Source organism: Streptomyces sp. NPDC001002 (assembly GCF_053599215.1).
Genome location: NZ_JBSFLV010000024.1, coordinates 46,258 through 60,354, shown reverse-complemented (window position 1 = coordinate 60,354; position 14,097 = coordinate 46,258). Strand labels below are relative to the sequence as shown.

Genomic DNA, 14,097 nt, shown 5'->3' with positions numbered 1-14,097 from the left:
GGGTGGGGCTGTTGGTGTTTGCGGGTCAGTCGATGGTGAGGTTCTTGATCGGGAGGTTGAGAGCGGTGATGCGGGCGCCGTCGGGGGAGTAGCAGGACCTGATGGACAGCGAGTCGAGGGAACTGAGGTCGCGATAGGCACGGGAGTCCTCAGGCACGATGCAGTCGACGAGGGTGAGATCCTGCAGCTCGGGAGCAGGAAGCTCTGGCAGCTTCAGCCAGTGGGACAGATCGAAACCGTTGAGGCGGAGGGAGTGGAGCGTGCGCAGGGCGGAGAGACCGTTCGAGTCACGCAGCGTCCTAGTGCTTCCGGCCAACAGGTAGAGATGCGTGATGTGGAGGAAGTCGCCCAATGGAGCCAGATCCAAGGTGTCGCTCTGCGTAAGGAGCAGGTGATAGAAGAACGGCAGGCGCCCAAGTGATTCCAACCCGCGAAGCTCTCCAGGCCCCAACACAGTAAGGGCACGAAGCTCCGGGTGAGCTGTCAACACTGACAGGTCCCCTGTGCCGATGTGGTTGAAGATCGCGAGATCCCCCAGGGGAGCAAGCTGATCCAGGATGGCGAACTCCGAGAACGGATAGATGATCGTCAGCTTCGTGACGGACCTCAAACGAGTCGCCGCGCGCAACTGTCCGGAGTGCGTGAGGCTGACGGAGTGTTCGTTCAGCGGCAGCCTGGCCAGTACCTGATCGACGTAGGCGTCCGCGTCGAAGTACGCCCAGGCCTCGATGATCTCGTCGATGACGGGTTCGCGCTGGTCCTCCGCGTACCCCACCATCAACGCCAACGCCTCCTCACCGCCGATCATCGCCACGGTCCGCACCGTCTGAATCGCGGCTTTCTCCGTCAACTCGCCCAATGAACGCGGCAACCGCCGCAACAGACTCGACCCCACAGCCGCTAGCGCCGGCGGATCCGTCTGTCGACGAGCCGGAAGCAGAGCCGACATAGCCCCGTCCAGCCGCCCCGCCAACCCCTCCGGAACCGTCGGCAACGTCTCTTGGCAAGAAGCCGCCAGCAACCGCAGCACCCGCGCATACCGAGGCTCCGCCTCCGCCCGGTCCAGGATGCCGTCCAGCAACTCCTGCCGCTGACGCGAGTTAGCATGACCCGCGGCCATGATGATCGTCTCGCGCCACAGGTCCAGATGCGCCCGCCCGACCAAGTTGCCGATCCGGTCCTCCTCCGTCGCCTCCTCCGCCGCCAGGTACTCCTGGAAGGTCCGGTGGACGAAGTCGAGGCGGCCCTCGACGGGGGAGCGGAGGATGCCGGAGCGGTCGCGGAGCTGTTCCAGGACCCCGTGGCCGTCCTGGACCTCCAGGTGCCGCATCGCCGAGAGCTTGGCCGAGACATGGACCGCGGCCTGGTCCAGGGCGATCTCGCTGCGGTTGTTGTCCGAGAGGCGCCACGCCAGATCCCGTAGGACGACCAGCTTGTCGCCGAGGCTGAGCTTGCTGTCCAGCGCGCTCGGTACATTGCGGTCGGCGTCGCGTTCGTGGACCAAGGTGTGGAGGGCGTTGCGGTACAACTCCATGCGGTCCCGGGGGAGTTGGCTGCCCCTGTTCAGGTGCATGGCGCAGAGCATGGCTGCCAGTAGCGGCGTGCCCGCCAGGGACTGGAGATGCGCGCGGTCCTTGAGACTGTTGAGCAGGGACTGTTCGTAGCGCGGCAACTCGTCCACCGCACACGGGAGTTCGTCGCCCAGTTCCCGTACCGCCTGATGCCACTGCCGTACGAACGCGGCCAGGTCCGGGGGAGTCATCCGGTCCAGGTGAAGCGCGGTGAACTCCTCCCCGCGCAGCCAGTCCGCCCCGGCGGCGGTCGGACGGGAAGTCACGACCACGCGTATGCCGGCGTAGGTGCCCAGCAGCTTGCGCAGCCAGTCCCGTACCGATCGGCGTTCCGAGCCGAGGAGTTCGTCGACTCCGTCCACCAGCAGCAGGACCTTGTTGTCCCGCAGCTGGCGTTCCACCCAGCCCTTGGGCATGATCCCGGTGATGTTTCCGGCGACCCCGTCCAGCAACTCTTCCGGCTTCTTGGGGAGCGGACGGCCGCTGTACTCGCGGAGCTTGACGAAGACGGGCGTGAGGCCGTTCCAGTCGGCGAGCTCGGCCGTGAAGGCGCCCCGGGCCGCCGTGATCGCCAGCCAGCGCAGCAGCGTGGTCTTGCCGGAGCCGGCCTCGCCGCGCAGCAGTACCCGGGACGCCCCGCCGAGCGCCGACTCCACCCGCATCCCGGAGCTCTCGGTCCCGAACTCCTCCCAGCCGCTCAGATCCGGCCTGAGCGGCAGCGCACGGACGCTGCGGCGGCGGGTCCCGTCGTCCCCGGTGGCCCGCAGGCTGACGTACGCCACCGAGAGCCGGACCTGAGCCGCGGCACGGTCGGACGTGCGGCGGAACAGCTCGACCTCGTCGAGGTTGTTGCTGACCAGCTCCATGTACCAGCGGCGGAACTCGTGGTCCTGATCGGTGCCGTCCGGGGCGAACAGCGAGCGGTCGGGGAGCCGTTCGAGGACGCGGGCGACGCCGTCGCTCAACGAGCTGGTGCGGGCCAGGAGTTCGGCCAGCGTGCGCTCCTCGAAGACCGGCAGGGTACGCACGATGCTGACGTAGTACTCGCAGCACTCGCTGAAGAGGAGTTCGTAGAGTTGTGTCTCCGGTTCGTTCAGGCCGACCGGTGGGCTCACCGATCGCCTGATGCGGCGGATCAGTTCGGCCGGCTGCGCGTCGGCCGCCAGGATCGCCTCGTCGGACAGATCGGCGTGCGAGAACGTGTCGCTCACTCCGTTGAGCGCGGCTTCGCGGCTGCTCTCGTCGAGACCGCGGAACTTCTGGGTCAGGAACGGCTCGATCCGTTCCGCGACGGTGTCGGCCATGCCCTCGAACTGCCGCCGGACGCTGCGCTGTTGCCGCAACCCCGGCACCCGCAGCCGTATGAGCTCCTCCATCGGCAGCCGGCGCTCCTGCTCCCGCCGCTTGCCCCCCAGCCACATCTGCGCCGCCGTGTTCGCCACGGTCGTCCCCAGACGTAATGCAGCCGCCTCCGCGCTCACCCTGCTCCCCCTCGCCGGACCGAAGAGCGACCATTGTGGCAGCGGGCTACGACAAAGGGGCCCTTTCCGGAAGGAAAGAGCCCCTTTGCGCAAGCGAGTTGGCTACCGCAGCCGCGCCATCAGCGCGTGCTCCACGAGCGTGATCAGCGCCGACTTCGCGTCCGCGCGGTGCCGCGCGTCCGTCGTGATGATCGGGGTGTCGGGGCCGATCTGCAGGGCCTCCCGGACCTCGTCCGGGTTGTACGGCTGGTTGCCGTCGAAGCCGTTGAGGGCGATGACGAACGGGAGACCCGAGTTCTCGAAGTAGTCGACCGCGGGGAAGCAGTCGGCGAGACGGCGGGTGTCCACCAGGACGATCGCGCCGATCGCGCCACGCACCAGGTCGTCCCACATGAACCAGAAGCGGTCCTGGCCGGGGGTGCCGAACAGGTACAGGATCAGGTCCTGGTCCAGGGTGATGCGTCCGAAGTCCATGGCGACCGTGGTGGTCGTCTTGTCTCCGGTGTGGGTGAGGTCGTCGATGCCCGCGGACGCGGACGTCATCACGGCCTCGGTACGCAGCGGGTTGATCTCCGAGACGGCCCCGACGAACGTGGTCTTGCCCACGCCGAAGCCACCCGCCACCACGATCTTCGCCGAGGTGGTGGAGCGGGAAGGACCGCCGCTAGAGCTTGCGAAGTCCACTGAGCACCCTTTCGAGCAGTGTCACGTCTGGCTGACCGCCGGCGTTCTCGTCGCCGCCGGGCTGATGAATGGCGACCAGGCCCGCCTCCGCCAAGTCGGCGACGAGGATCCTGGCCACGCCGAGAGGGATGGTCAGCAGTGCCGAGATCTCGGCCACCGACTTGATCTCGCGGCACAGATTGCAGATCCGCTGATGCTCGGGCAACTGCCCCTGCATCTGGTGCGGCTGTGCGGTGGTGTGCACCAGCGCCTCGATGGCGAGCTGGTAACGCGGGCGCGTCCGGCCGCCGGTCATGGCGTACGGACGTACCAGCGGGTTGTTCGCCGCCCCTGCGGGCGACGGCTCGGAGCGTCGCTGCGGCTGCACGGGCTGGATACGCGGCGCCGGCGGCTGGTCGTACGGCGAAGGACCGGGGCCCTGGGGCGCGTACGGCTGTTGACGCCGGTGGCTGGGCGCGGAGGGGAAGTTGTAACGGTTCGGGTTCTGGGAACCGTCGCCCTGGCCCTGGGCAGGGCCGTACGACCAGTTGCCCGAATTAGAACCGCCTGGGGGTGTTGCCACTTTCTCCTCCTCCGACTGTGCCGGGCACCCGATCCCTATGGAGCCGCGTCCCGAAACCTTAAGGCCCCGGGACGCCAATACGCACCGTCTGACTGTTAGTTGAGCAGGCTGCCCTGGAGCTCGGCACGGAGGTCGGGGGTCAGGACGGTGCCCGCCCGGTCGACCAGAAGGGCCATCTCGTACCCAATGAGACCGATGTCCGCCTCGGGGTGTGCAAGTACCGCGAGGGACGAACCGTCGGAGACGGACATGATGAAGAGGAATCCCCGCTCCATCTCCACAACTGTCTGGTTCACGCTGCCGCCTTCGAAGATGCGCGAGGCACCGGCGGTCAACGAGGTCAGACCGGAGGCGACGGCCGCGAGCTGATCGGCACGGTCGCGGGGAAACCCTTCGGACATCGCCAGAAGGAGTCCGTCGGCGGAGACCACCACCGTGTGGGACACCCCCGGGGTGTTGTCCACGAAGTTGGTGATCAACCAGTTCAGGTTCTGTGCCGCCTGGCTCATCGGGCTCACACTAACGCTCCTGGTTGTAGGTGCTGTCAGAGCCGAAGCCCTGGCCGTTCGTTTCACTGCTGCCCGCCGCGCTGCGTCCGCGCTGGACGCCCCGCCGCAGGTTGCTCAGCCGGCCCCGGACGTCCTCCGGGGCGCGGGAGACCTGTGGGCCTCCCTGAGGGGTGCTCTCGGCGGCGCCCTCGACCAGGTTGGCCTTGGGTACCCGCCGGGGCAGACCGGAGGAGGTGACTCCGCCCGCCTTGGGCTTCTTCAGCGCCGAGGCCTGCTGCCAGCGCGCGTCGTTCGCCGAGCGCCAACTGTCGCCGCTGCCGATGCCGTTGGTGTTGCCGTTGTTGTTCCCATTGGCACTGCTCTCCGTTGCCGGAGCGGGGGCCGACGCTTCCAGGCTCGCGTGCCGTACACCGTTCGAACCGTTCGTTCCGCCCGCCATGGAGCCACGGCGCGGAAGTCCGGCGTCGGTCAGGTCGTGGCCGACGGAAGGGGTCGGTCCCGGACGGTCGAAGCCTACGTGGTCGCGCTCGGTCACGTCAGCGGCCTGCGAGGATTCCGCTTCGGGAGCGTACTGGTCGGCGTACCCGTTCTGGTAACCGTCCTGCTGCGGCCAGTCGTCCTGGTAGCGACGCTCCTCGAAGGCGGCGAAGGCCGGAGTCGCGCCGGCCCGCTCGGCCGGCCGCTCCTCCTGCACCGGCTCCGCATAAGCGGGCTCCGGGTAACCGCCATTGGGCGAGAACGTGTCGTTCTGCGGCAGTCCGCCGTTCGGCGCGTAGTACGGCTCCTCGTACGACGGCTGCTGGTGCTCCTCGTACGGGGCCTGCTGCGGCTCCTCGTACGCCGGACCGACCTCGTACGCCCCGGTCTGCTCCGGGTAGCCGCCCTGGCCGTTCTCGTACGCCGGCTGCGCGTCGAACGAGTCGGGGTACCCGGAGCCGTCAGCGGACTCCTGACCGGGCTGCTGGCCCGTCTGGGCCTCCAGGGCCGCCCGGCGCTCCTCACGCATCAGCGAGCGGCCTACGGGGTCCAGCTCCCGTATGTCGTCCGGGACCTCCGCGTAGCGGCTGTCGTCGAAGCCGAGTTCGGCCGCCGTGCGCAGCGGGGCGAGGTTGAAGTCCTCGCCGCCGAAGTTCTGCTCCGGGATGATCTGCGAGACCGTGAACTCGTCGCGGTCCAGCTGCTGCTCGCCACCACCACCGTGGGTGATCGCGTCCGGCAGCATGACCAGCGAGGTGGTTCCGGCCTGCTCGCCCGAGGGGCGCAGCTGGACCCGGATGCCGTGCCGGTCGGACAGCCGGCCGACCACGAACAGACCCATGCGCTGGGAGATCGCGGCGTCCACGGTCGGCGGGTTGGCCAGCTTGTGGTTGATGTCCGCGAAGTCCTCGGCGGTGAGGCCGATGCCCTTGTCGTGGATCTCGATCATCACGCGGCCGTCGGGAAGACGGGTCGCGGTGACGCGGACCTTGGTCTGCGGCGAGGAGAACGTGGTCGCGTTCTCCAGGAGCTCGGCGAGCAGGTGCACGAGGTCGGTGACCGCGCGGCCGTGGATCTCGGCCTCCGGGACGCCCGACAGCTCGACACGCTCGTACTGCTCCACCTCGGAGGAGGCGGCGCGCAGCACGTCGACCAGCGGGACCGGCTGGTCCCAGCGGCGGCCTGGCTCCTCGCCGGCGAGGACCAGGAGGTTCTCGCCGTTGCGGCGCATACGGGTCGCGAGGTGGTCCAGGCGGAAGAGGTTCTCCAGCTGGTCCGGGTCGGCCTCGTTGTTCTCCAGGTCGGTGATCAGGGTCAGCTGGCCCTCGATCAGCGACTGGTTGCGGCGCGAGAGGTTGGTGAAGATCGCGTTGATGTTGCCCCGCAGCAGGGCCTGCTCGGAGGCGAGCCGGACCGCTTCGCGGTGGACCTGGTCGAAGGCCCGGGCGACCTCGCCGATCTCGTCCTTGGTGGTGATCGGGATCGGCGCGACCCGGGTGTCGACGCGGCCGGGGTCGGTGCGCGAGAGCTGGTCGACCAGCATCGGCAGCCGCTGCTCGGCGATGCCGAAGGCGGCGTTGCGCAGCTGGCGCATGGCCCGGGACATCTGGCGGGCCACCGCGCCGGCCAGGATGAAGGCCAGCAGCAGGGCGACCACGACGGCGGCACCGGTGATCAGCGCGTCCCGCTTGGCGTTGTCCGCGATGGTGGTGGCCTCGCTCACCGCCTTGTCGGCCAGGTCCGACTCGATCTGGCGGTAGGCGTTGTACTTGAGCGTGTTGACCGCCCACCAGTTCTCGGCGGTGGTGCCCTTCTGGGCGAGCGCGGCACGGGCGCTGGGGTCGGTCGTCTGCAGGGTCGCCAGCGCCGTGACCATGTCGGTCGGGTTGCTCGGCGGCGGCACGTAGGTCTCGCCCTTGGCCTTCGCGTCGGCGGCGGCCTTCTGCGCCAGCGCGGCGCCCTCGGTCTTGATCTTCGCGGTGGCGACGTCGAGCTTCTTCGCGTCCGCGGCGGTACCGCCACCGACGTACTCCTCGATGGCGATGCCTTCGAGGTAGGCGTACGAGGAGATGGCGACGCGCTGCTTGCCGAGCGAGTCGGCCGACGGGCCCGGGTTGACCAGCAGGTGCATGCCGATCGAGCGCTCAAGGGACAGCGCGGCCTTCGTCAGCGAGATCGCGTAGACGGTACGGCCGTAGCTGGTGATGTTTCCGGTGCCCAGACCGAGCTCGTTGGCGAACTCCATCAGGGGGTGCGCGATGAGGGTGTAGCCCTCTTCGGTCTGCACGCCGGGGAGCTTGGAGGTGTAGGCGGCCGCGCGGATGCCCGCCAGCTTGGGCTCCTGGGCCCGGAACAGGCTGAGGCGGCGCAGCAGGCCGGCCTTCTGCGGCATGTTCTGCGCCGCCTCGTCGAAGGCGTCGGCTGCTTTGTCCGTGTTGGCGCGTACGGCCTTGACGGTGGCCTTGTCGCTCGCGCTCTGCGACGAACCCTTCAGGAGCGGGGCCGCGCTGATGTCGCGCTCGTTGTAGAGGGCGTCGCCGTAGGTCAGCGACGCGCGGACCAGACGTGCGGTATCGGCCGCGTCCTCGGCGTCCTGCCAGGTGTCGATCGAGCTCTTCACCTGGAAGCCGCCCATGACGAGGCCGACCAGCACGGGTATGAGCAGGATCGCGTTCAGCCGCGTCGGCACTCGCCAGTTGCGGGGGGAGAAACGGCCGCCGCTCGATGGTGGCGCGGCCGTCGGCTCCGGACCAGGCATAGGGGCGGGCGCCGCTCCGCGCGGCGGCGGGGTGAAGTTGCCCCGTGCCGACGGCTCGGGACCGTTCTTGCTTCGCCTCACTCGACCAACAACCTTCCGGCGGTCGGCACCAACGGTGTGCCGCAGTGTCTCAGAGCCCAGTTCACCCATGAGTACGCAGTACTAGCGAGTACGTCTTTGACTTATGGGCAGTTCAGGCATTCCAGCACGACGACCAGTGCTCTTCCAAACAGTGGAAAGCACGGTTTCTACGTGATGTAAGCCCCAGATAAAACGGTCATAAAGAACGAGCCCCGTCAAAAGACGGGGCCTTCGTGCGCGCAGTGAGACCGGCTGACGACGACGCGTGGCCGTACCACCCGATTCCTCTGCCGAAACGTTATGAACACCGAGGCCGACCGTGTCAAAGGCCACAGTCGGCTCCGGGACATCTACGACAACTGCCGTACAGCATTGCCGACTTGAGTGCCGGCTACCGCAGCCGCGCCATCAGGGCGTGCTCGACCAGGGTGATCAGCGCGCTCTTGGCATCGGACCGGTGTCGGGCGTCAGTGGTGATGATGGGGGTGTCGGGCCCGATCTGCAAGGCCTCGCGCACCTCCTCGGGGGCGTAGGGCTGGTGCCCGTCGAAGCCGTTGAGGGCGACGACGAACGGCAGACCCGAGTTCTCGAAGTAGTCCACGGCCGGGAAACAGTCGGCCAGGCGCCGGGTGTCCACGAGCACCACCGCGCCGATGGCACCCCGCACCAGGTCGTCCCACATGAACCAGAACCGGTCCTGGCCCGGCGTACCGAACAGGTACAGGATCAGGTCCTGGTCGAGCGTGATACGGCCGAAGTCCATGGCCACCGTGGTGGTGGTCTTGTCCCCGGTGTGGGTGAGGTCGTCGATGCCCGCGGACGCGGACGTCATCACGGCCTCGGTACGCAGCGGGTTGATCTCGGAGACGGCGCCCACGAACGTGGTCTTGCCGACGCCGAAGCCACCCGCCACCACGATCTTCGCGGAGGTGGTTGCCCGCCCTCCGTCAGAGCTTGCGAAGTCCACTGAGCACCCTTTCGAGCAGGGTCACGTCCGGCGCACCGGTCGTCTCGTCGCCACCAGGCTGGTGGATGGCGACGAGCCCGGCCTCAGCCAGGTCCGCGACAAGGATCCGGGCCACGCCCAGCGGCATGGCCAGGAGCGCCGACACCTCCGCGACCGACTTCACCTCACGGCACAGGTGGCAGATGCGCTGGTGCTCCGGGAGCAGCCCCATGAGCGCTGCCGGGTCGGCCGTGGTGCTGATCAGCGCCTCTATCGCGAGCTGATAGCGCGGCCGGGTCCGGCCGCCGGTCATCGCGTAAGGACGTACCAGCGGCTGGTCGCCCTCATCCTCGTACGGCTCCGCGTACGGATCATGAGAGGCGGTGGGCGGGGTCATGAATCCTCCGGGCGGGACAGCAAGTCGGTCAGTCGTGCCGTCTGACGAGGCCGGTGGGGGGATTGTGGCGGCCGGACGGTGATTTGGTGAGACGGGTGGTGCCGGGGCCGATCAGTGGAGCAGACTGCCTTGTAGTTCGGCGCGCAGGTCGGGCGTGAGCACCGCGCCCGCGCGATCGACCAGAAGTGCCATCTCGTAACCGACGAGGCCGATGTCGCAGTCGGGGTGTGCGAGCACGGCGAGCGACGAGCCGTCCGAGATGGACATGAGGAAGAGAAAACCGCGTTCCATCTCGACGACCGTCTGCGCCACGTCGCCGCCCTCGAAGATCCGGGAGGCCCCGGCCGTCAACGAGGTGAGCCCGGACGCGACGGCCGCCAACTGGTCGGCACGGTCACGCGGAAAACCTTCCGACATCGCCAGAAGGAGACCGTCGGCGGAGACGACGACGGTGTGGGACACACCTGGGGTGTTGTCCACGAAGTTGGTGATCAACCAGTTGAGGTTCTGTGCCGCCTGGCTCATCTGGCTCAACTAACGCTCCTGCTGGTGAGTGGGGCTCGGGAAGCTGCCGGTCTGGCCGGTGTTGGCCCGACCCTGCGCGATGCCCCGACGGAGATTGGTCAGCCGGCCGCGTACGTCATCAGGCGCACGCGAGACCTGCGGACCGGCTTGGTGCTGTTGCTGCTGAGCCGTGCCCGGGACGAGGTTCGCCCGGGGCACCCGGCGCGGCAGGCCGGAGGTGGTGACGCCGCCCGCGGCCGGCTGCCGTACGCGCTCCGCCTGTCGAACGAGGTCGTCGTTCGGAGACGTGCGCCAGGAAGTCGGGGCGGGACGCTGAGGGGGAGCCGCGGGAGCCTGCGGCTGCGGGGCCGGCGCGGAGCCGTTCCCGTTGCTGATCGGCCGGCCGTTGGACTGACCGTTCTGCTGGCCGTTCGGGACGACTCCGTGGGAGCCGGTCCCGTTCGTGCCGTTCTGCGCGCCCTGGCCGTGCTGGCCGTTCTGACCCTGACCGTGGAACCAGTTGGTCTCCAGCGTGTCGTACAGCGGGGTACGGCCGTCACCCGGACCGGACGCCGGCGGCAGGGCCTCGGGCTCCGGACGGGTGGGACGCTGCTGCGGACGCGGCGGGACGGGCTGACGCGGGGGACCGAAGTCGCCGCCACCGTTGCCGTTGGCCTGCGGGCGCTCGAACTGCCCGGTGGAACCGGGGTTCTGACGGCCCGGCAGGGAGTGCTGGCCGGTGGTGGAGCCGTTGTCGTAGCCCGGCACGGCGAACTGCCCGGTGGAACCGGGGTCGTAGGCCTGCGGACTGGCGAACTGGCCCGTGTTGGCGGGGTTGTTCGGGTTGTTGGAGTTGCTCTGCCCGTTCGGTCCGTGGTTCGGGCTGCCGAAGACGTCCGAGCGGACGAACTGGCCCGTGTTCTGCGAGCCGTTCGCGCCCTGCTGCGGCGCGTCGAGGTCCGGACGCGGGAACTGCCCGGTGTGGTGCGGCGATTCCGCGCCGGGACGGGCGAACTGGCCCGTCTGCTGCGCGTTGCCGTTGGCACCGAAGTCGGGGCGGGCGAACTCGGAGGTGGCAGCGGGACCCTGTCGCTCGTCGAAGCGGGGGACCACCGGCATCTCGCTCGTCGCGTCGATCCGCGGCATCCGGGAGGTCTCGTCGTGGCCACGCGGGGTGTCCAGCGAGGCCCGCGGCACCGGCGGCTGCGCGTTCTCGTCGCTCCAGCTCGGCGTGCGGGGCTGCTGCGGGTTGTTGCCGCCCGGCAGCTCGGCCCGCGGTCCACCGCGACCCGGCAGCAGCGGCTGACGACGTCGGCCGCCACCACCCTGACCCTGCTCGGCGGGCGCGTTCCCCCGCCCGCCCTGCGGCGGTACGGCACCACGGGCGCCGCCGAAGCTGTCCTGACCGAAGCTGTCCTGACCCACGGACTGCATGCCCTGCGTCGAGCCCGGTCCCTGAGCGAACCCGGCGCCCGCACCCGCGGGAGCCGGCCGGCCCTGGGGGGCACCGCCGGGAGACTGCGGTCCACGTTGGCCGCCCGGTCCGCCCGGACGACCGCCGCCCTGGCCCGCACCGGGCAGCGCGGCCCGCGGACCCTGACCGGCGGCGAGCCGGCCACCGGAGGGGGCACCGGCACCGAGGGCGCCACCGCCCGGCGCACCAGCGCCGAGGGCACCGCCCGCCGGCGCACCGGCACCGGCCTGACGTCGGGCCGCGGCCATACCGGCGGCGGCCTGCGCGGCGGCGGGACCGCCGGCGGCACCCTGACCCGGCTTGCCCTGCGTCTTCTTGCCGCCCTGGGCGACATCGACGGGCAGCATGACCAGCGCGGTCGTACCACCGGAGTCGGAGGGGCGCAGCTGGATGCGGATGCCGTGGCGCTGCGACAGCCGGCCGACCACGAACAGACCCATGCGGCGGGAGACCGAGACGTCCACGGTGGGCGGCGAGGCGAGCCGCTCGTTGATCGCCGCGAGGTCCTCGGGGGAGAGGCCGATACCGGTGTCGTGGATCTCGATCAGGACGCGGCCGTCGGGCAGCGCGTGACCGGTGACCTTGACCTTGGTCTGCGGCGAGGAGAAGGAGGTCGCGTTCTCCAGCAGCTCGGCGAGCAGGTGCACGAGGTCGTTGACCACGCGGCCGGCCACTTCGGTGGTCGGCACGGAGGCCAGTTCGATGCGCTCGTACTGCTCCACCTCGGAGGCGGCGGCGCGGAGCACGTCGACCAGCGGGACCGGACGGGTCCAGCGGCGGCCGGGCTCTTCACCGGCGAGGACCAGGAGGTTCTCACCGTTACGGCGCATGCGGGTCGCGAGGTGGTCGAGCTTGAAGAGCGAGGAGAGCTGGTCCGGGTCGGCCTCGCGCGACTCCAGTTCGGAGATGAGCGAGAGCTGACGCTGGATGAGGCCCTGGGAACGGCGCGAGAGGTTGGTGAACATCGCGTTGACGTTGCCCCGCAGCATGGCCTGCTCGGAGGCGAGGCGGACCGCCTCGCGGTGCACGTCGTCGAAGGCCGCGGCCACCTGGCCGATCTCGTCCCGGGAGTGCACACCGACCGACTCGACGGAGGTGTCGACGTCCTGCGGGTCCGACTCGGAGAGCTGCTTGACCAGCTCGGGCAGCCGGTCCTGGGCGACCTTGTTGGCCGTCTCCTGGAGCCGGCGCAGCGAGCGGATCATGGACCGGGCGATGACGAAGGCGCCGACCAGGGAGACACCGAGCACGAGCAGGATCAGCGCACCGGAGATGATCGCCTCGCGCTCGGAGGCGGAGCGCAGCTGGCGGGCCTTCTGCTCCATGTCCTCAAGGAGCGTGTGCTCGATCTTCTTCATCTGGTCGATCTTGGTGGAGCTGTCGTCCACCCAGTCCTGGTAGGACCGCTTCTGCAGGTCGTCGAGGCCGTCGGTGCTGGCCAGCGCGCGACCCGCGTAGGTGTCCGTGGCCTTGATCGTGGCGTTGTTCTCCTCGATGGGCTTGAGGAGGTTGGCCGCGGCCTCGGTGCCGTAGATGCTCTTGAAGCTGCGCAGTTCGGAGGTCTGGCTCTGCAGGGCCGACTGGGCGTAGAGCCGGTCGTTGTCCGAGAGGTCGCCGAAGGTGTTGTCGGTGACGGGCAGCGCGGCCGCCAGGACCGCGCGCTGCATCGACGCGTACTCCTTGGCGGAGGAGAACGACGACAGGGCGCGCGTGCGCTGGATCATCTCGGGGTTGCTCGTGGCCTCGGCCATGTCCTGGGAGAGGTCGAGCAGGTGCGTGATGAGGCGGTGGTAGGCCTCCACGGTCTGCGTGGAGTTGCCCTTGGCCTCGTAGGCGGTGGAGCGGATCTTCGCCAGCTGGTCGAGGTCGCTGACCACACCGACCAGGCTCTCGCGGACGCCCTGGAGGTTGCCGTCCTTGCTGGAGGTGTCGATCTCCTCGGCCGCGTCCACGAAGTTCTGGACGGCCCGGTCCGACTTGTCCCGGACGCCCTTGACCGTGTACGCGCTCGACTTCGAGTTGTGCGCCAGCGGGCCGGCGGACTGGTCGCGCTCCTCCTGGAGCGCGGCGGCCAGCTCGGTCGCCTGCTTGGTCATGTCGGTCAGCAGCTTCATGTTGTCCAGCTGCTGGATGTCGTCCATGTTGTCGCTGATGCGCAGAGCGCCCAGCGAGGTGGCCGCGACCACGGGCAGCGCGAGCAGCGACACCAGGCGGGTGGAGATTCGCCAGTTGCGCAGCGCTACGCGCGGTCCGGGGCCCGCTGGACCCTTGGGCGGTTTGACCGGGGGAGCGGGCGTGCCCGCAGGCCCTCCGGTTGTCGACGCACCAGGGCGCCCGGCGCCTCCGCCGTCACCTGACGGGGCCGGGCCCGGGTTCTGGGCGTGCTGGGGCGAGGAGCTGCCAGCCTTGGGGCCAGCCCCGCCGTGCGGCTCCGGCTCCGCCGAAGCACTGCCATCCCTCTTGAAACGTCCCTGCACTAGCGTCGCAACCTCTGGACCAGGCACCCCTCCGCGCGAACGGAAGGACACGGTGTCGGCGTTGGGGAACGCCCTGAACGCGCGCCCCAATGTTTGGTCGTGAGTGACCGGCGCTGGTTCCCCCTCTCGCCGCCACTGGCGCTGAGTTCACGCCCCCTGTGCGCCGGCTCGATCCT

The 14,097-nt window shown here is 69.4% G+C and carries 9 protein-coding genes; all 9 read right to left on the bottom strand.

Annotated features, from left to right (window positions below):
- Positions 1–25 precede the first annotated feature (25 nt).
- Positions 26–3,052 carry an NACHT domain-containing protein gene (locus tag ACWDR3_RS13910; RefSeq protein WP_450352702.1) on the bottom strand — a complete coding sequence of 1,009 codons (3,027 nt, stop codon included), beginning with the start codon at positions 3,050–3,052 and terminating at the stop codon, positions 26–28.
- 102 nt (positions 3,053–3,154) lie between these two features.
- Positions 3,155–3,736 carry a GTP-binding protein gene (locus ACWDR3_RS13905; RefSeq protein WP_026248371.1) on the bottom strand — a complete coding sequence of 194 codons (582 nt, stop codon included), beginning with the start codon at positions 3,734–3,736 and terminating at the stop codon, positions 3,155–3,157.
- Positions 3,717–4,298 carry a DUF742 domain-containing protein gene (locus ACWDR3_RS13900; RefSeq protein WP_123997516.1) on the bottom strand — a complete coding sequence of 194 codons (582 nt, stop codon included), beginning with the start codon at positions 4,296–4,298 and terminating at the stop codon, positions 3,717–3,719. The genes ACWDR3_RS13905 and ACWDR3_RS13900 overlap by 20 nt, the downstream gene beginning before the upstream one ends.
- Positions 4,299–4,393: 95 nt before the next feature.
- On the bottom strand, positions 4,394–4,807 hold the full coding sequence (locus tag ACWDR3_RS13895; protein ID WP_005479603.1) for a roadblock/LC7 domain-containing protein: 414 nt from the start codon (positions 4,805–4,807) through the stop codon (positions 4,394–4,396).
- Between the two features lie 10 nt (positions 4,808–4,817).
- Positions 4,818–8,123, bottom strand: coding sequence for a nitrate- and nitrite sensing domain-containing protein (locus ACWDR3_RS13890; RefSeq protein ID WP_450352701.1), 3,306 nt, complete (start codon positions 8,121–8,123; stop codon positions 4,818–4,820).
- Between the two features lie 391 nt (positions 8,124–8,514).
- Positions 8,515–9,090: a GTP-binding protein gene (locus tag ACWDR3_RS13885; RefSeq protein ID WP_015657619.1), complete on the bottom strand. Its 576-nt coding sequence runs from the start codon at positions 9,088–9,090 to the stop codon at positions 8,515–8,517.
- A complete protein-coding gene (locus ACWDR3_RS13880; RefSeq protein WP_016432454.1) occupies positions 9,071–9,466 on the bottom strand; it encodes a DUF742 domain-containing protein in 396 nt (131 codons plus the stop codon). The genes ACWDR3_RS13885 and ACWDR3_RS13880 overlap by 20 nt, the downstream gene beginning before the upstream one ends.
- Positions 9,467–9,577: 111 nt before the next feature.
- Positions 9,578–9,991 carry a roadblock/LC7 domain-containing protein gene (locus ACWDR3_RS13875; RefSeq protein WP_123999246.1) on the bottom strand — a complete coding sequence of 138 codons (414 nt, stop codon included), beginning with the start codon at positions 9,989–9,991 and terminating at the stop codon, positions 9,578–9,580.
- A gap of 9 nt (positions 9,992–10,000) precedes the next feature.
- Positions 10,001–13,921, bottom strand: a complete 3,921-nt coding sequence (locus tag ACWDR3_RS13870) for a sensor histidine kinase (RefSeq protein WP_450352700.1) — start codon at positions 13,919–13,921, stop codon at positions 10,001–10,003.
- Positions 13,922–14,097: the final 176 nt, after the last annotated feature.

Coding starts and splice junctions, on each gene's coding strand:
- ACWDR3_RS13895 (WP_005479603.1), bottom strand. CDS start 4,807: ATGAGCCAGGCGGCACAGAACCTGAACTGGTTGATCACCAACTTCGTG.
- ACWDR3_RS13875 (WP_123999246.1), bottom strand. CDS start 9,991: ATGAGCCAGGCGGCACAGAACCTCAACTGGTTGATCACCAACTTCGTG.
- ACWDR3_RS13880 (WP_016432454.1), bottom strand. CDS start 9,466: ATGACCCCGCCCACCGCCTCTCATGATCCGTACGCGGAGCCGTACGAG.